The following is a 13,406-nucleotide window of genomic DNA, read 5'->3' as shown; positions in this document are numbered from 1 at the left end:
AGCGCGATCATCGCCATGGGCGCGTTGTCGCCCTTGCGGTTCTCGAGCTTGACGATCCGGGTGTAGCCGCCGTCGCGGTTCGCGACCCGGGGGCCGATCTCGGCGAACAGCTTGTGCAGGACGTCCTTGTCGCGGATGACCTTGGCGGCCTCACGACGGTCGGCCAGCGTGCCACGACGGGCCTTGGTGATGAGCTTCTCCGCGTACGGACGAAGCAGCTTCGCCTTGGTCTCCGTGGTGCGGATCGCATCGTGCTCGAACAGCTGGGTGGCCAGGTTCGAGAGGATGAGCCGCTGGTGGGAAGCGGATCCGCCGAGGCGGGCGCCCTTCTTGGGCTTGGGCATCAGATTCTCCTAGGAATGGTGTGCTGAGAGCTCGTCAGAGCTGCTCGGTCTCGGCGTAATCCTCGCCACCCTCGTCGGTCCACGTGCCGGTCTCGGCGTCGTAACCGGCGACCGAGGCGGGATCGAACCCGGGGGGCGCATCCTTGAGCGACAGGCCGAGCTCCACGAGCTTGACCTTGACCTCGTCGATCGACTTCTGACCGAAGTTGCGGATGTCGAGCAGGTCGGACTCACTGCGCGCCACGAGCTCGCCCACGGTGTGGACTCCCTCTCGCTTGAGGCAGTTGTAGGACCGGACGGACAGGTCCAGGTCGTCGATCGGCATGCCGTAGGCGGCGATGTGATCGGCCTCGGCCGGGCTGGGCCCGATCTCGATGCCCTCGGCCTCGTCGTTGAGCTCCCGCGCCAGGCCGAAGAGCTCGACCAGGGTCTTGCCGGCGGACGCCAGGGCGTCACGCGCGGTGATCGAGTTCTTGGTCTCGACGTCGAGGACCAGGCGGTCGAAGTCCGTGCGCTGGTGCACACGGGTGGCCTCGACCTTGTAGGTCACCTTGAGCACGGGCGAGTAGATCGAGTCGACCGGGATACGGCCGATCTCGTGTCCCGCGTCCTTGTTGAGCCCGGCGGGGACGTACCCGCGACCGCGCTCGACGACCAGCTCGATCTCCAGGCGCCCCTTCTCGTTGAGGGTGGCGATGTGCAGGTCCGGGTTGTGCACCTCGACGCCCGCGGGCGGGACGATGTCGCCGGCGGTGACGGCGCCCGGGCCCTGCTTCTTGAGGTACATGGTGACCGGCTCGTCCTCGACGGACGAGACGACGAGGCCCTTGAGGTTCAAGATGATGTCGGTGACATCCTCCTTGACGCCCGGCACGGTGGTGAACTCGTGCAGGACACCCTCGATACGGATGCTGGTCACGGCCGCGCCCGGGATGGACGACAGCAGCGTGCGACGCAGCGAGTTCCCGATGGTGTAGCCGAAACCGGGCTCGAGGGGCTCGAGCACGAACCGCGAGCGGTTCTCGGAGACGACCTCCTCGGTGAGTGTGGGCCGCTGGGAGATGAGCATGTGCTACCTCTTTCGATTCTCGGCGTCCGCTATTTGACGCCGTAGTAACCCACCGTCGCCGGGAGGGCCGCGATGTGCGGCCCTCCCGGCGACGAGGGAGGACGGATCACTTCGAGTAGAGCTCGACGATCAACTGCTCCTGCAGCGGCACGTCGATCTGCGCGCGCTCGGGGAGCTGGTGGACGAGGATGCGGAGCGTCGTGGGGACGACCTGCAGCCACGCCGGGACGGGACGCTCGCCGAGGCTCTCCTGGGCGATCTCGAACCAGTCCATCTTGGTGGACTTGGGACGGACGTCGATGATGTCGTACTGCGAGACCCGGTAGCTCGGGATGGTCACCTTCTGGTCGTTGACCCGGAAGTGGCCGTGGTTCACGAGCTGGCGTGCCTGGCGACGCGTCTGCGCGAGACCCGCGCGGTACACGACGTTGTCCAGACGCGACTCGAGGATCTGGAGGAGGTTCTCACCGGTCTTACCGCCGCGGCGGTTGGCCTCCTCGTAGTAGCGACGGAACTGCTTCTCCATCACGCCGTAGGTGAAGCGGGCCTTCTGCTTCTCCTGCAGCTGCGTGCGGTACTCGGACTCCTTGATCCGCGCGCGGCCGTGGTGGCCGGGCGGGAAGGGCCGACGTTCGAATGCGGTGTCCCCACCGACGAGGTCCACGCCCAGACGGCGGGACTTGCGGGTGACAGGGCCGGTGTAACGTGCCATGGTTCTCTACGTTCCTTCCGGCTCAGACTCGACGCCGCTTGGGCGGACGACAGCCGTTGTGGGGCTGGGGGGTGACATCGGAGATCGTGCCCACCTCGAGGCCTGCGGCCTGGAGTGAACGGATCGCGGTCTCACGACCCGAACCCGGGCCCTTGACAAAGACGTCGACCTTCTTCATGCCGTGCTCCTGCGCCTTGCGGGCCGCGTTCTCGGCGGCGAGCTGAGCGGCGAAGGGCGTCGACTTGCGCGAGCCCTTGAACCCGACGTGGCCCGAGGACGCCCAGGCCAGAACGGCACCGGACGGATCGGTGATCGAGACGATCGTGTTGTTGAACGTGCTCTTGATGTGGGCCTGGCCGTGAGCGACGTTCTTCTTCTCCCTGCGACGGCCCGTCTTCTTGGGGCCCGCAGCGCGTGACTTGGGGGGCATTACTTCTTCTTTCCGGCGACGGTCTTCTTCGGGCCCTTACGGGACCGGGCGTTGGTCTTGGTGCGCTGTCCGCGGACGGGCAGACCCCGGCGGTGGCGGATGCCCTGGTAGCTGCCGATCTCGATCTTCCGGCGGATATCGCCCTGGATCTCACGGCGGAGGTCACCCTCGACCTTGTAGTTGCCTTCGATGTCGTCACGAAGGACGGTCAGCTGCTCGTCGGTGAGATCCTTGGTGCGCAGGTCCGGGCTGATCCCGGTCCGCTCGAGGATCTCGACGGCCCGCGTGCGACCGATGCCGAAAATGTAGGTGAGCGCGATCTCCATACGCTTGTCGCGTGGGAGATCGACGCCGGCAAGACGTGCCATGTGGCGTTTCTCTTTCGTCGTGCGGTAGGTCTGCTCCCCGACCGTCCCCGCTGGCGCATGGTCATCTCACGATGAGCATCCGTCCGGGGCCCTGGCCTCCGCATCCAGGGGTGTGGTACCCGCCTCGCCGACGATGCGGGAAGCGGCTGGTACGGGGAGTTGAGCGATTTACTTGTAGCGGTAGACGATCCGACCGCGGGTGAGGTCGTACGGCGACAGCTCGACGACCACGCGGTCCTCGGGAAGGATGCGGATGTAGTGCTGCCGCATCTTCCCACTGATGTGCGCCAGGACCTTGTGTCCGTTCTCGAGCTCGACGCGGAACATTGCGTTCGGCAACGGCTCGACAACCCGGCCCTCGACCTCGATGGCTCCGTCTTTCTTTGCCATGCTGGTAACGGTCCTCCACGATTCCCCGGATGTCATCTACCGGATTCTGGTGCACTGGTGGGCACACCGACGTATAAGCCTACGTCAGTGCGCGGTGCAGTGCCAATCGGCGGTCATCCGTAGCAGGCGCGTCCCGCCGGGACCCCGTCGAACCGTTCCTGCAGCCAGTTCATCGCCGCCGGCAGCTTCTCCACCGCGCCGAGGAGATGCTCGGGCGCCAGGCCCGGCTCCCAGGTCAGCGGGGTCCCCTCGCGGCAGTAGCGCGCAGCGGTCTCCTCCGCGTCCCAGAAGGGCACCAGCGGGTCGGTCCGGGAATGCCACATGAACACCGGCACGCGGGGGGCGACCGGCGACAGTCGCACGCTGTTCTCGGCGAACGCGCGCATCAGACCCTCCTCGGCGACCAGGTCTCCCCCCTGCAGGACCAGCGGCACGGAGCGGAACGCGCCGAAGAACAGCAGGGAGGCCGTGCACCGCCCCTTCATCTGCTCGAACAGCGCCCAGCCCTCGGGGGTGAGTCTGTCCTCCAGTCGGATGTCCTCCGGGTATTCCCGGGCCATCCCCACGGCGGCGGCGAAGGCCAACCCGAACGCCGGGTGCGGCCCGTTGCCGATCATCCGGGCCATCGTCGTCATGTCCGTCGGGATACCGCCCTGCGCGACGCCCACGAGGTTGACGTCCGGCGCGTAGTCGTGGTGCATGACCGAGACCCAGGCACTGGCGATGCCTCCGCCGGAATACCCCAGCGCGCCGAAGCGGCTGTCCCGGGCGTCGAAGCGGGGGTCGTCGCGCACCGCCCGCATCCCGTCCAGCACGATCCGCGCGGACAGTTGACCACCGGGGTAGGCCACCTTGGGCCCGAGATGGTCGGGAATGATCACCGTCCACCCCTGGTCCAACCGGACGCGGAGGAACGCCATCGCGTTGTCCTGCGCGGTCTCCAGGGTCGGGTTGACCAGGGTCTCCGTGGGGGCGCACCGCTGGCCGAGGGCGTTCAGGTAGTGCTGGTAGCTCAGGACCGGCCCGTTGGGTCGGGCGTGGGGCGGCCGGACCACCGTCGCCGTCGCGAGGATCGGACGATCCCGGGTGTCGGTCGACCGGTACGCGATCTCCGTCACCTCGTACCCGGCGAACGCCGGCATGGTCACGACGCGGGTGTTGATCACCTCACCGAGTGCCGCTCCCGCGAGCACCGCGGGGTCGGCGTGATAGAACGGCGCCGGCTGCGGGTCCTCCATGAGGGATCCCGTTCCGCCCTCCATGACCGACTGGGCCCCCGCCGAGGGGGCTGGTCCCGTGAGCTGGGCCAGGATCACGAGCACCGCGAGGGCGGCCGCGATCGCCGCGCGCGTCGAGGTGGTGGTTCGGCGCACGTGTGGGTGAACGGGCATGCCCTGACCTTTCGGGCCGGTGGTCGACAGTGGGAACACCCTAACCCGGACCCGTCTGCCACCGGCACGGCTCCCCCGGGCGCCGCCCGGTCCGTACGGGACTCAGTCTCGGGGGCGGGGGGTGAGCACCCGTGGGCCGTGGGCGGTGACGGCGACCGTGTGCTCCCAGTGCGACGACGGCGAGCCGTCGACCGTGACGACGGTCCAGTCGTCCGCCAGGGTCCGGGTGTCGGTTTCCCCACCGAGAACCAACATCGGCTCGACGGCCAGGACCGACCCCTCCTGGAGCCTCGGCCCCTTGCCCGGCTTGCCCTCGTTGGCGAGGAAGGGCCACTCGTGCATCTCACGCCCGATCCCGTGCCCACCGAACCCGTCGACGATGCCGAGGGCGACGCCGTGGCGCTGTTCCGCGCGGCGGGTGGCGAGCTCGAGGGCATGGGAGACGTCGGTCAGCCGGTTTCCCGGCGACATCGCCAGGATGCCCTCCTCGAGGACCTCGCGGGTCGCCTGGTTGAGGAGGGCGACATCGGGGTCCAGCTCGCCGACGCCGAAGGTCCAGGCGGAGTCCCCGTGCCACCCGTCGAGGATGGCGCCGCAGTCGACCGAGACCAGGTCACCCTCGCGGAGCACGGTGGCCGATCCCGGGATACCGTGCACGACCACCTCGTTGACCGAGGAACAGATCGAGCCGGGGAAGCCCTCGTACCCCTTGAACGAGGGCACCGCGCCGGCGTCCCGGATCAGTTGGTCGACGAGCTCGTCGAGATCCGCTGTGGTCGCGCCGGGCACCGCGGCGTCGCGGGCGGCCACGAGCGCGCGACCGACGATCCGGCCGGCCGCCTCCATCGCGTCCAGCTCACCGGGGGTACGCGCGGTGACGACGCTGGTGCGCGACCGGCCGAACACGTCGGATCAGCGATCCAGCGCGGCCAGGGCGCGCGCGTTGATCTCGTCCACCTCGCCCACCGCGTCGACGGTGGTGACGTCCGCGCCGTAGTACTCGAGAAGGGGTGCGGTCTCGGAGCGGTACACCGCCATGCGGTTGCGGATCACGTCCTCGGTGTCGTCCTCGCGGCCACGGGCCAGCATCCGCGCGACCACGGTGTCCTCGTCGACCTTGAACTCGATCACGGCGTCGAGCTCCTGACCCGCCGCGGCGAGCATCTCCTTGAGCGCGTCCGCCTGCTCCACGCTGCGGGGGTACCCGTCGAGCAGGAAGCCCTCCGTGGCGTCGGGCTCGGCGATACGGGCCTCGACCATCCGGTTGGTGACGTCCGCGGGAACGAGGTTCCCGGCGTCGATGTAGGACTTGGCCTCCATGCCGAGGTCCGTCCCCTGCGAGATGTTGGCGCGGAAGAGATCACCCGTGGAGATGTGCGGCACGCCGAGCTTCTCGGAGAGCAGGGCCGCCTGGGTTCCCTTGCCGGCACCGGGAGGGCCGAGGAGGACGAGACGCATGGTGAGGACCAGCCTTTCTACAGTGTGATGTGCTCGGGGTCGCGAACGCCTACTTGAGGAAGCCCTCGTAGTTGCGCTGCATGAGCTGCGCCTCGATCTGCTTCACGGTGTCGAGACCCACGGACACCATGATGAGCACAGCGGTGCCACCGAACGGCATGTTCTGCATGTCACCACCCCCACTGCCCATGTCGAGGAAGATGTTGGGCAGCACGGCGATCAACCCGAGATACAGCGATCCGAACAGCAGGATCCGGTTGAGCACGTAGCCGAGGTACTCGGCCGTCGGGCGCCCCGGGCGGATGCCCGGGATGAACCCGCCGTATTTCTTCATGTTCTCGGCCTGCTCCATCGGGTCGAACTGGATGGCCACGTAGAAGTACGCGAAGAAGATGATCAACGCGAAGTACAGCAGGATATAGCCCCAGCTGGACGGGTTCTGCAGGTACTGCATGACGTAGCGCTGCCAGAAGCCGTCCGCCGCCGGCTCGGGACCCTGGATCAACTGGGTGATGAGGATCGGCACGTACATCATCGAGGACGCGAAGATCACCGGGATGACGCCGGCCTGGTTGACCTTGAGCGGCAGGTAGGTGGAGGTGCCCCCGTACTGACGCCGGCCGACCATGCGCTTGGCGTACTGGACCGGGATTCGACGCTGGCCCTGTTCGACGAAGACGACCGCGACCACGATCAGGACCACCGCGAACATGACCGCCGTGAACTTGAGCGTCGAGGAGTTCTGGTAGATGTTGACGCCCTCGGCGGGGATCCTCGAGGCGATGCCGGCGAAGATCAGGAGCGACATGCCGTTGCCGACCCCGCGGTCGGTGATGAGCTCACCGAACCACATGACGAGAGCGGCGCCGGCTGTCATCACGATGACGATGGTGACGAGCGTCAGGATGTCGTTGTCCATGAGGACCGACTCCCCGTTGCCCAGCAGCTGCCCCCGGTCGGCCAGGGCCACGATGCCCGCGGACTGCAGAAGGGCGAGCGCGATGGTGAGATACCGCGTGTACTGCGTCATCTTGGCCTGACCGGACTGCCCCTCCTTCTTGAGCTGCTCGAAGTAGGGGATCACCACGGTGAGCAGCTGCACGATGATGCTCGCCGTGATGTACGGCATGATGCCGATCGCGAACACGGACAGCTGCAGGAGCGCCCCGCCGGAGAACAGGTTGACCAGGGAGTACAACTGCGCGTTGTCTCCGGTCAGGGCGGTGTCGAGCAGGCCCCGGAGCTTGGGGTAGTCGACACCGGGCGACGGGATCTGCGCGCCGATGCGGTAGAGGATGATGATCCCGAGGGTGAAGAGGATCTTCTTCCTCAGGTCCCGGTCCTTGATCGCGGACGCGAGTGCGGAGAGCACATGTCCTCCTGGTCATGGACGGCCCGTGGCCGCCACCTTCGTCGAATGCCGATGCGTCGGGGAGGTCAGACCGGCGGCAGTGAGCCGGGCCCCGAACGCACAACAAGAAAAACTGTATCAAGATGAGTGCAGGGGCCGGATCCGAGACTCTCGGACCCGACCCCTGCACCCGTCAGCCGGTCCCCTCACGGGGACCGTCGGGGACTCAGGCCCCGGCCTCCGACACGCTTCCGCCGGCGGCCTCGATCTTGGACTTCGCCGACGCGGAGACCTTGTCGGCGGCCACGGTCACGGCCACGGAGATGTCCCCGTCGCCCAGGACCTTGACCGGCTGGTTCTTGCGGACGGCGCCTGCGGCGACGAGCTCGGCCACGCCGACCTGCCCACCGGAGGGGAACAACCGCTGGATGTCGGACACGTTGACGACCTGGAAGACGACCTTGTTGCGGTTCTTGAAGCCCTTGAGCTTCGGGAGCCGCATGTGGATCGGCATCTGGCCACCCTCGAACGCCGCGGGGACGTTCTTGCGTGCCTTGGTGCCCTTGGTACCGCGACCGGCGGTCTTGCCGCCCTTACCGCCCTCACCACGACCCACGCGGGTCTTGTCGGTGTGGGCGCCGGGTGCCGGGCGCAGGTGGTGCAACTTGATGGTCATGCTCACTCCGTCTCTTCGACCACGACGAGGTGGTTCACGACGTTGATGAGACCCCGTGTCTGGGCGTTGTCCTCACGGACGACCGTCTTCCGGATGCCCTTGAGTCCCAACGTCCGCAGGGAGTCCTTCTGGTTCTGCTTGGTCCCGACCGTGCCGCGGACCTGGGTGATCTTGAGGTTGGCCATGATCTACGCCCCCTGTCCGGCACGTGCGCGGAGCATGCCCGCGGGAGCGACGTCCTCGATGGGCAGGCCGCGGCGGGCCGCGACCTCCTCGGGACGATGCAGACCCTTGAGCGCTGCCACCGTCGCGTGAACGACGTTGATGGCGTTGTCCGACCCCAGCGACTTGCACAGGATGTCGTGCACGCCGGCGCACTCGAGGACGGCGCGCGCGGCGCCGCCGGCGATCACACCGGTACCCGGAGAGGCCGGGCGGAGCATGACGACGCCCGCAGCGGCCTCACCCTGGATCGGGTGCGGGATGGTGGAGCCGATGAGCGGGACGCGGAAGAAGTTCTTCCGTGCCTCCTCCGACCCCTTCTGGATCGCCGCCGGCACCTCCTTGGCCTTGCCGTACCCGACGCCGACCATGCCGTTGCCGTCGCCCAGGATCACGAGGGCGGTGAAGCTGAACCGCCGACCGCCCTTGACGACCTTGGACACGCGGTTGATGGTCACGACGCGCTCGATGAACTGTGACTTCTCGTCGTCGCGGCCCCCGCGACGATCGTTTCCGCCACGGCCGCGGCCCCCGCCGCCGCTGCGGCCGGCCTGGGCGTTGTCGTTGGTGGTGGTGGTCTTGTTGTCCGCGGCGGGCCCGGTGCCGCCGTCACGACGCTGACGTCCCGGCATCAGACGGTCCTTCCGTTAAAGGTCAGTGCAGTGGTGTTGGTCATCAGAACTCCAGCCCACCCTCGCGGGCGGCGTCGGCCAACGACGCGATCCGGCCGTGGTACTTGTTGCCACCACGGTCGAACACGACGGCGTCGATGCCGGCTGCCTTGGCGCGCTCGGCCAGGAGCTGGCCGACCTTGGCGCTGCGGTCCTTCTTGTCGCCCTCGAGAGTGCGCACCTCGGCCTCGATCGTCGACGCCGCGGCCAGCGTGTGGCCGGCCTGGTCGTCGATGATCTGGGCGTGGATGTGACGCGAGGACCGGTTGACGACCAGCCGCGGACGCTGGGGGGTGCCGGCGACCTTCTTGCGGAGGCGGTAGTGGCGCCGGGCGCGGCTGACTCGACGCGCCGTCGAGACATCGGTACCCAGCGGGGAACGCTTCTGTGTGCTGCTCATGGTCACTTACCCGTCTTTCCGACCTTGCGACGGACCTGCTCGCCCTCGTAACGGATGCCCTTGCCCTTGTACGGGTCGTGCTTCCGCAGACGCTTGATGTTGGCGGCGATCTGGCCCACCTGCTGCTTGTCGATCCCGGAGATCGAGAACTTCGTGGCCCCCTCGACGGCGAAGGTGATGCCGTCGGGTGCCGCGATCGGCACGGGGTGCGAGTAGCCGAGGGCGAACTCGAGGTCCTGGCCCTTGGCCACGACGCGGTAGCCCACGCCGAAGATCTCCATCTTCTGCACGTACCCCTCGGTGACTCCCACGACCATGTTGTTGACCAGGGAACGGGAGAGACCGTGCAGGGAGCGGTTGTCGCGGTGGTCGTCGGGACGGTTCACCGTGAGGGTGCCCTCCTCGACCGTCACCGTGATCGGTGCGGGCAGGTCCTGGGTGAGCTCACCCTTGGGACCCTTGACGGTGATCGTCTGGCCGTCGACCTTGATGTCGACTCCGGACGGAACGGTGATCGGAGCCTTGCCGATACGTGACATATCTCGCCCCTTACCAGACGTAGGCGAGGACTTCCCCGCCCACCTTCTTGTTGTTCGCCTGACGGTCCGTGAGCAGACCCTGGGAGGTCGAGATGATCGCGATACCGAGGCCGCCGAGGACCTTGGGCAGGCCGGTGGACTTGGCGTACACGCGGAGACCCGGCTTGGAGACTCGCTTGATGCCCTGGAGGCTGCGCTGGCGCGACGGGCCGTACTTGAGGTCGATGGTGAGCTTCTTGCCCACCTCGGCGTCCTCGACGGTGTAGTCGCTGATGTAACCCTCTTGCTTGAGGATCGCCGCGATGTTGCCCTTGAGCTTGGAATGCGGCATGGAGACGGTGTCGTGGAACGCCGAGTTGGCGTTACGCACACGCGTCAGCATGTCCGCGATGGGGTCGGTCATCGACATGGAGTTACCATGTTCCTTTCTCGTCACGGTTCCCATGCAGCACGGTCCGCGCCGACCTGTGGGCCGGCCCCGTCCGTCGTGGGCCTATCACGAAGAGTTCGAATGTTCGGTTGTGTGGGTGCCGCCGATCGTCGCCGATCTGGAGCGGAACCCGCCGTGCGTGACGCTCTTCTCGTCATTCACGACCCGACGGCTGGGCCGTCTGCCCGCCGCCGGGGACCCGCTGGATGCGGTGCCCCGACGCGGACGGCCGGTCCGGCCCGAGGAGGGGGTCAGTCCTCCTTGAAGGGGAAGCCGAGGTGCTTGAGCAGCGCCCGACCTTCTTCGTCGTTCGTCGCGGTGGTGACCACCGTGATGTCCATGCCCCGGGGGCGGTCGACCTTGTCCACGTCGATCTCGTAGAACATGGTCTGCTCGTTGAGGCCGAAGGTGTAGTTCCCGTGACCGTCGAACTGCTTGCCCGACAGGCCGCGGAAGTCGCGGATACGCGGGAGGGCGATCGTCGTCAGGCGATCGAGGAACTCCCACATGCGGTCACCGCGGAGCGTCACACGGGCGCCGATGGGCATGCCCTCGCGGAGCTTGAACTGCGCGATGGACTTGCGGGCCCGACGGACCTGCGGCTTCTGGCCGGTGATGAGCGTGAGGTCGTTGATGGCGCCGTTGATCAGCTTGGCGTCACGGGCGGCGTCGCCGACGCCCATGTTGACGACGACCTTGACGACGCCGGGGATCTGCATGACGTTCGCGTACTCGAACGTCTCGTTCAGCGCCGGCCTGATCTCGGAGCTGTACCGGGCCTTGAGGCGCGGGGTGTACGCGGTGGGAAGTGCGGTGTCGGTCATGGTCACAGGTCCTTCCCGGTCTTGCGCGAGACCCGGACGCGCTTACCGTTCTCGTCGGTGCGGATTCCGACGCGCGACGGGGTGCCGTCGGCGTCCACGACCATCACGTTGGACACGTGGATCGGGGCCTCCTGCGTGACGATGCCACCGGAGGAGGCACCACGCTCGGCAGCCGAGTTGGCGGTGTGCTTCTTGATGCGGTTCACGCCCTCGACGAGAACCTTCTCCTGCGCCGGGTAGGCCTGGATGACCTTGCCCTTGGCGCCCTTGTCCTTGCCGGCGATGACGAGCACCGTGTCGCCCTTGTGGACCTTCATGTCAGAGCACCTCCGGAGCCAGCGAGACGATGCGCATGAACTTCTTGTCGCGCAGTTCACGACCGACGGGCCCGAAGATGCGGGTCCCGCGCGGGTCGTTGTCGTTCTTGATGATGACGGCGGCGTTCTCGTCGAACTTGATGTACGACCCGTCCGGGCGACGGCGCTCCTTGGCGGTGCGCACGATGACGGCCTTGACGACCTCACCCTTCTTGACGTTGCCACCGGGGATGGCGTCCTTGACGGTGGCGACGATGATGTCGCCCACGCCGGCATAGCGACGCTTGGATCCACCGAGAACGCGGATGCAGAGAATCTCCTTGGCACCCGTGTTGTCGGCGATCTTGAGTCGCGACTCCTGCTGGATCATGGTTCTCCTGACCAGGCTTGTTCAGATGTGTGCCGGATTCCGACCCGACACACGCGGTCATGTCGCCCCGGCCGGATCTCTCGACTCGGCCACCACGGGCAACTGTTCCAGTGTAGGGCTCCCGGTGGCCGGGCCCCAAATCGGCGTCAGCCGCCGAGGGAGCCGGCCGATCCGGTCGACCCCAGCGACCCCGCCGAGCCGGCGGAACCGGGATCCACTCCCCCGGACGCCGGCCGGGCGCTCGGGACCGCCGGCGCCAGACCCGACAGGATGTGATCCATCCCCGGCAGCATCTGGGTCACGAAGACGGGCCAGTTGTGGATGCCGGTCGGCATGTAGTTCATCCGCAGATCGACCCCCGGGACCCCCGCGAGTTCGGACTCGAGCCGCCTGGTGCTCTCGTAGGAGCCCTTCTCCAGGATGTGCCCGTCCACCAGGATCATCTCGTTGCTGCCGAAATGACCCAGCTCGGCCGAGCCCACCCGACCCGTGGCGGCACTGAGGTACACGGTCTTGCCGGCGAGGCCGGACGGGTCGGACACCGTGTCGTGGTCCCGCCACGCCTGGGAGCCCCGCGGGCCCCACATGTTGGTGACGTCGCCGTTCCGCGCGGCCACGGTCAACCGTGCGTACTGGTACCCGAGTTCGTCGGTCGTGGAATAGGCCCCGCTGACCCCGGCGACGGCGTCGAACATGCCGGGGTTCGTGTTGGCCAGATGGACGGCGGCGGACGCGCCCATCGACAACCCCATCACGCCCCAGCTGCCGTTGTGCGCGAGAGGCGCGGCCGCGCCGGGCAGACCGGCCTCCAGCAACGGGGGCAACTCGTCGATCAGGAAGGTCTCCCACATGTTCGGCCCCAGGACCGGGTCGTCGGACTGCCAGTCCGACCACATGGAGGCCGGAGCGCCCGTCGGCGCGATCACGTTGACCGCGCGGTCGCGCAGGGCCGGGTCGCCCCAGCCCATGCCGGTGCTCCACCCCGACGGGGATTCGCTTCCCACGCCGTCGAGGAAATACACGTTCGGCGCGTCCACGCCGTCCGGCGCCCGGTACACCTCGACCCGGACGGTCCGCTGCATCGATGCCGATGTGACGGTCCAGACCTCCGCCCGGCGGTCGACGGGGTTCAGCGACCCCGGGAACAGCGGGGCGATGTCGCGCACCGTCGTCTGCGTGATCGAACCGTCGCGCGTGGAGACGGGCCCCGAGGGCGATTGGGAGCTGCCCGGGCGGGGGAAGTCACCGGACCCGGCCGCGGCGACCGAACCGAGCACGGACGTCAGCGGGATGGGGGCGCCCAACTGCGTGAGGGCGGCGACGCTCAGTGACGGGACCCCGAGCAGGCTGCCCGGTGCGACGCTCGGCACCAGGGATCCGGGATCGAGGCTCTGCGCCCCCGCCGTCCCCGCACCCGCGCCGGCCCCGATCAGCAGTGCCGACA

20 protein-coding genes are annotated in these 13,406 nt (G+C 67.8%); all 20 read right to left on the bottom strand.

Annotated elements, in window-relative coordinates; genetic code table 11:
• On the bottom strand, positions 1-344 hold a 344-nt coding region (gene rplQ / locus G6026_RS03740; protein WP_182612290.1), incomplete at its 3' end, for a 50S ribosomal protein L17.
• Between the two features lie 34 nt (positions 345-378).
• Complete coding sequence (locus tag G6026_RS03735) at positions 379-1,413, bottom strand: DNA-directed RNA polymerase subunit alpha (RefSeq protein ID WP_017838218.1); 1,035 nt, start codon at positions 1,411-1,413, stop codon at positions 379-381.
• A 106-nt stretch (positions 1,414-1,519) separates the two neighbouring features.
• A complete protein-coding gene (gene rpsD / locus G6026_RS03730) occupies positions 1,520-2,125 on the bottom strand; it encodes a 30S ribosomal protein S4 (RefSeq protein ID WP_107757048.1) in 606 nt (201 codons plus the stop codon).
• A 22-nt stretch (positions 2,126-2,147) separates the two neighbouring features.
• The gene (gene rpsK / locus G6026_RS03725) at positions 2,148-2,555 is read right to left on the bottom strand and encodes a 30S ribosomal protein S11 (RefSeq protein ID WP_017838216.1); all 408 of its coding nucleotides are present in this window, start codon (positions 2,553-2,555) and stop codon (positions 2,148-2,150) included.
• Positions 2,555-2,923 (bottom strand): 30S ribosomal protein S13, encoded by a 369-nt coding sequence (rpsM, locus tag G6026_RS03720; RefSeq protein WP_017838215.1) that lies wholly within the window; start codon positions 2,921-2,923, stop codon positions 2,555-2,557. The genes rpsK and rpsM overlap by 1 nt, the downstream gene beginning before the upstream one ends.
• 168 nt (positions 2,924-3,091) lie before the next feature.
• A complete protein-coding gene (gene infA, locus G6026_RS03715; protein WP_010541191.1) occupies positions 3,092-3,313 on the bottom strand; it encodes a translation initiation factor IF-1 in 222 nt (73 codons plus the stop codon).
• A 113-nt stretch (positions 3,314-3,426) separates the two neighbouring features.
• Positions 3,427-4,704, bottom strand: a complete 1,278-nt coding sequence (locus tag G6026_RS03710) for a lipase family protein (RefSeq protein ID WP_194305419.1) — start codon at positions 4,702-4,704, stop codon at positions 3,427-3,429.
• Positions 4,705-4,806: 102 nt separating this feature from the next.
• Positions 4,807-5,610 (bottom strand): type I methionyl aminopeptidase, encoded by an 804-nt coding sequence (gene map, locus G6026_RS03705; protein ID WP_107757049.1) that lies wholly within the window; start codon positions 5,608-5,610, stop codon positions 4,807-4,809.
• 6 nt (positions 5,611-5,616) lie between these two features.
• On the bottom strand, positions 5,617-6,162 hold the full coding sequence (locus tag G6026_RS03700; protein WP_107757050.1) for an adenylate kinase: 546 nt from the start codon (positions 6,160-6,162) through the stop codon (positions 5,617-5,619).
• Positions 6,163-6,211: 49 nt separating this feature from the next.
• Positions 6,212-7,534: a preprotein translocase subunit SecY gene (secY, locus tag G6026_RS03695; protein WP_107757051.1), complete on the bottom strand. Its 1,323-nt coding sequence runs from the start codon at positions 7,532-7,534 to the stop codon at positions 6,212-6,214.
• 205 nt (positions 7,535-7,739) lie between these two features.
• Complete coding sequence (rplO, locus tag G6026_RS03690) at positions 7,740-8,189, bottom strand: 50S ribosomal protein L15 (protein WP_017838210.1); 450 nt, start codon at positions 8,187-8,189, stop codon at positions 7,740-7,742.
• A gap of 2 nt (positions 8,190-8,191) precedes the next feature.
• Positions 8,192-8,374 carry a 50S ribosomal protein L30 gene (rpmD, locus tag G6026_RS03685; protein WP_017838209.1) on the bottom strand — a complete coding sequence of 61 codons (183 nt, stop codon included), beginning with the start codon at positions 8,372-8,374 and terminating at the stop codon, positions 8,192-8,194.
• A 3-nt stretch (positions 8,375-8,377) separates the two neighbouring features.
• The gene (gene rpsE / locus G6026_RS03680) at positions 8,378-9,043 is read right to left on the bottom strand and encodes a 30S ribosomal protein S5 (RefSeq protein ID WP_107757052.1); all 666 of its coding nucleotides are present in this window, start codon (positions 9,041-9,043) and stop codon (positions 8,378-8,380) included.
• A 43-nt stretch (positions 9,044-9,086) separates the two neighbouring features.
• Positions 9,087-9,482, bottom strand: a complete 396-nt coding sequence (rplR, locus tag G6026_RS03675) for a 50S ribosomal protein L18 (RefSeq protein ID WP_107757053.1) — start codon at positions 9,480-9,482, stop codon at positions 9,087-9,089.
• A 2-nt stretch (positions 9,483-9,484) separates the two neighbouring features.
• Positions 9,485-10,021: a 50S ribosomal protein L6 gene (gene rplF, locus G6026_RS03670; protein WP_107757054.1), complete on the bottom strand. Its 537-nt coding sequence runs from the start codon at positions 10,019-10,021 to the stop codon at positions 9,485-9,487.
• Between the two features lie 10 nt (positions 10,022-10,031).
• Positions 10,032-10,430: a 30S ribosomal protein S8 gene (gene rpsH, locus G6026_RS03665; RefSeq protein ID WP_107757055.1), complete on the bottom strand. Its 399-nt coding sequence runs from the start codon at positions 10,428-10,430 to the stop codon at positions 10,032-10,034.
• A 272-nt stretch (positions 10,431-10,702) separates the two neighbouring features.
• Entirely contained in the window at positions 10,703-11,275 is a 573-nt protein-coding gene (gene rplE, locus G6026_RS03660; protein WP_107757056.1) for a 50S ribosomal protein L5, read from the bottom strand.
• A 2-nt stretch (positions 11,276-11,277) separates the two neighbouring features.
• Positions 11,278-11,592, bottom strand: coding sequence for a 50S ribosomal protein L24 (gene rplX / locus G6026_RS03655; RefSeq protein ID WP_017838203.1), 315 nt, complete (start codon positions 11,590-11,592; stop codon positions 11,278-11,280).
• Between the two features lies 1 nt (position 11,593).
• Positions 11,594-11,962, bottom strand: a complete 369-nt coding sequence (gene rplN, locus G6026_RS03650; RefSeq protein ID WP_095717592.1) for a 50S ribosomal protein L14 — start codon at positions 11,960-11,962, stop codon at positions 11,594-11,596.
• Between the two features lie 146 nt (positions 11,963-12,108).
• Positions 12,109-13,406, bottom strand: a 1,298-nt coding sequence (locus G6026_RS03645) for an alpha/beta hydrolase family protein (RefSeq protein WP_347238058.1), incomplete at its 5' end; no start/stop codon positions are given.

The sequence above is a fragment of the Dietzia sp. DQ11-38-2 genome, assembly GCF_014145055.1.
Taxonomy (GTDB): Bacteria; Actinomycetota; Actinomycetes; order Mycobacteriales; family Mycobacteriaceae; genus Dietzia.
The sequence above is the reverse complement of the archived record's forward strand: the minus strand, read 5'-3'. Positions and strand labels throughout refer to the sequence as shown.

What these genes read in the sequence shown, in the direction of transcription:
- rplE (WP_107757056.1), bottom strand. Translation starts at nt 11,275, where the DNA reads ATGACCGACACCGCACTTCCCACCGCGTACACCCCGCGCCTCAAGGCC.
- rpsD (WP_107757048.1), bottom strand. Translation starts at nt 2,125, where the DNA reads ATGGCACGTTACACCGGCCCTGTCACCCGCAAGTCCCGCCGTCTGGGC.
- rplF (WP_107757054.1), bottom strand. Translation starts at nt 10,021, where the DNA reads ATGTCACGTATCGGCAAGGCTCCGATCACCGTTCCGTCCGGAGTCGAC.
- rpsM (WP_017838215.1), bottom strand. Translation starts at nt 2,923, where the DNA reads ATGGCACGTCTTGCCGGCGTCGATCTCCCACGCGACAAGCGTATGGAG.
- rplX (WP_017838203.1), bottom strand. Translation starts at nt 11,592, where the DNA reads ATGAAGGTCCACAAGGGCGACACGGTGCTCGTCATCGCCGGCAAGGAC.
- rplN (WP_095717592.1), bottom strand. Translation starts at nt 11,962, where the DNA reads ATGATCCAGCAGGAGTCGCGACTCAAGATCGCCGACAACACGGGTGCC.
- G6026_RS03710 (WP_194305419.1), bottom strand. Translation starts at nt 4,704, where the DNA reads ATGCCCGTTCACCCACACGTGCGCCGAACCACCACCTCGACGCGCGCG.
- rpsE (WP_107757052.1), bottom strand. Translation starts at nt 9,043, where the DNA reads ATGCCGGGACGTCAGCGTCGTGACGGCGGCACCGGGCCCGCCGCGGAC.
- rplR (WP_107757053.1), bottom strand. Translation starts at nt 9,482, where the DNA reads ATGAGCAGCACACAGAAGCGTTCCCCGCTGGGTACCGATGTCTCGACG.
- rpsH (WP_107757055.1), bottom strand. Translation starts at nt 10,430, where the DNA reads ATGTCGATGACCGACCCCATCGCGGACATGCTGACGCGTGTGCGTAAC.
- rpmD (WP_017838209.1), bottom strand. Translation starts at nt 8,374, where the DNA reads ATGGCCAACCTCAAGATCACCCAGGTCCGCGGCACGGTCGGGACCAAG.
- infA (WP_010541191.1), bottom strand. Translation starts at nt 3,313, where the DNA reads ATGGCAAAGAAAGACGGAGCCATCGAGGTCGAGGGCCGGGTTGTCGAG.
- G6026_RS03700 (WP_107757050.1), bottom strand. Translation starts at nt 6,162, where the DNA reads ATGCGTCTCGTCCTCCTCGGCCCTCCCGGTGCCGGCAAGGGAACCCAG.
- G6026_RS03735 (WP_017838218.1), bottom strand. Translation starts at nt 1,413, where the DNA reads ATGCTCATCTCCCAGCGGCCCACACTCACCGAGGAGGTCGTCTCCGAG.
- rplO (WP_017838210.1), bottom strand. Translation starts at nt 8,189, where the DNA reads ATGACCATCAAGTTGCACCACCTGCGCCCGGCACCCGGCGCCCACACC.
- rpsK (WP_017838216.1), bottom strand. Translation starts at nt 2,555, where the DNA reads ATGCCCCCCAAGTCACGCGCTGCGGGCCCCAAGAAGACGGGCCGTCGC.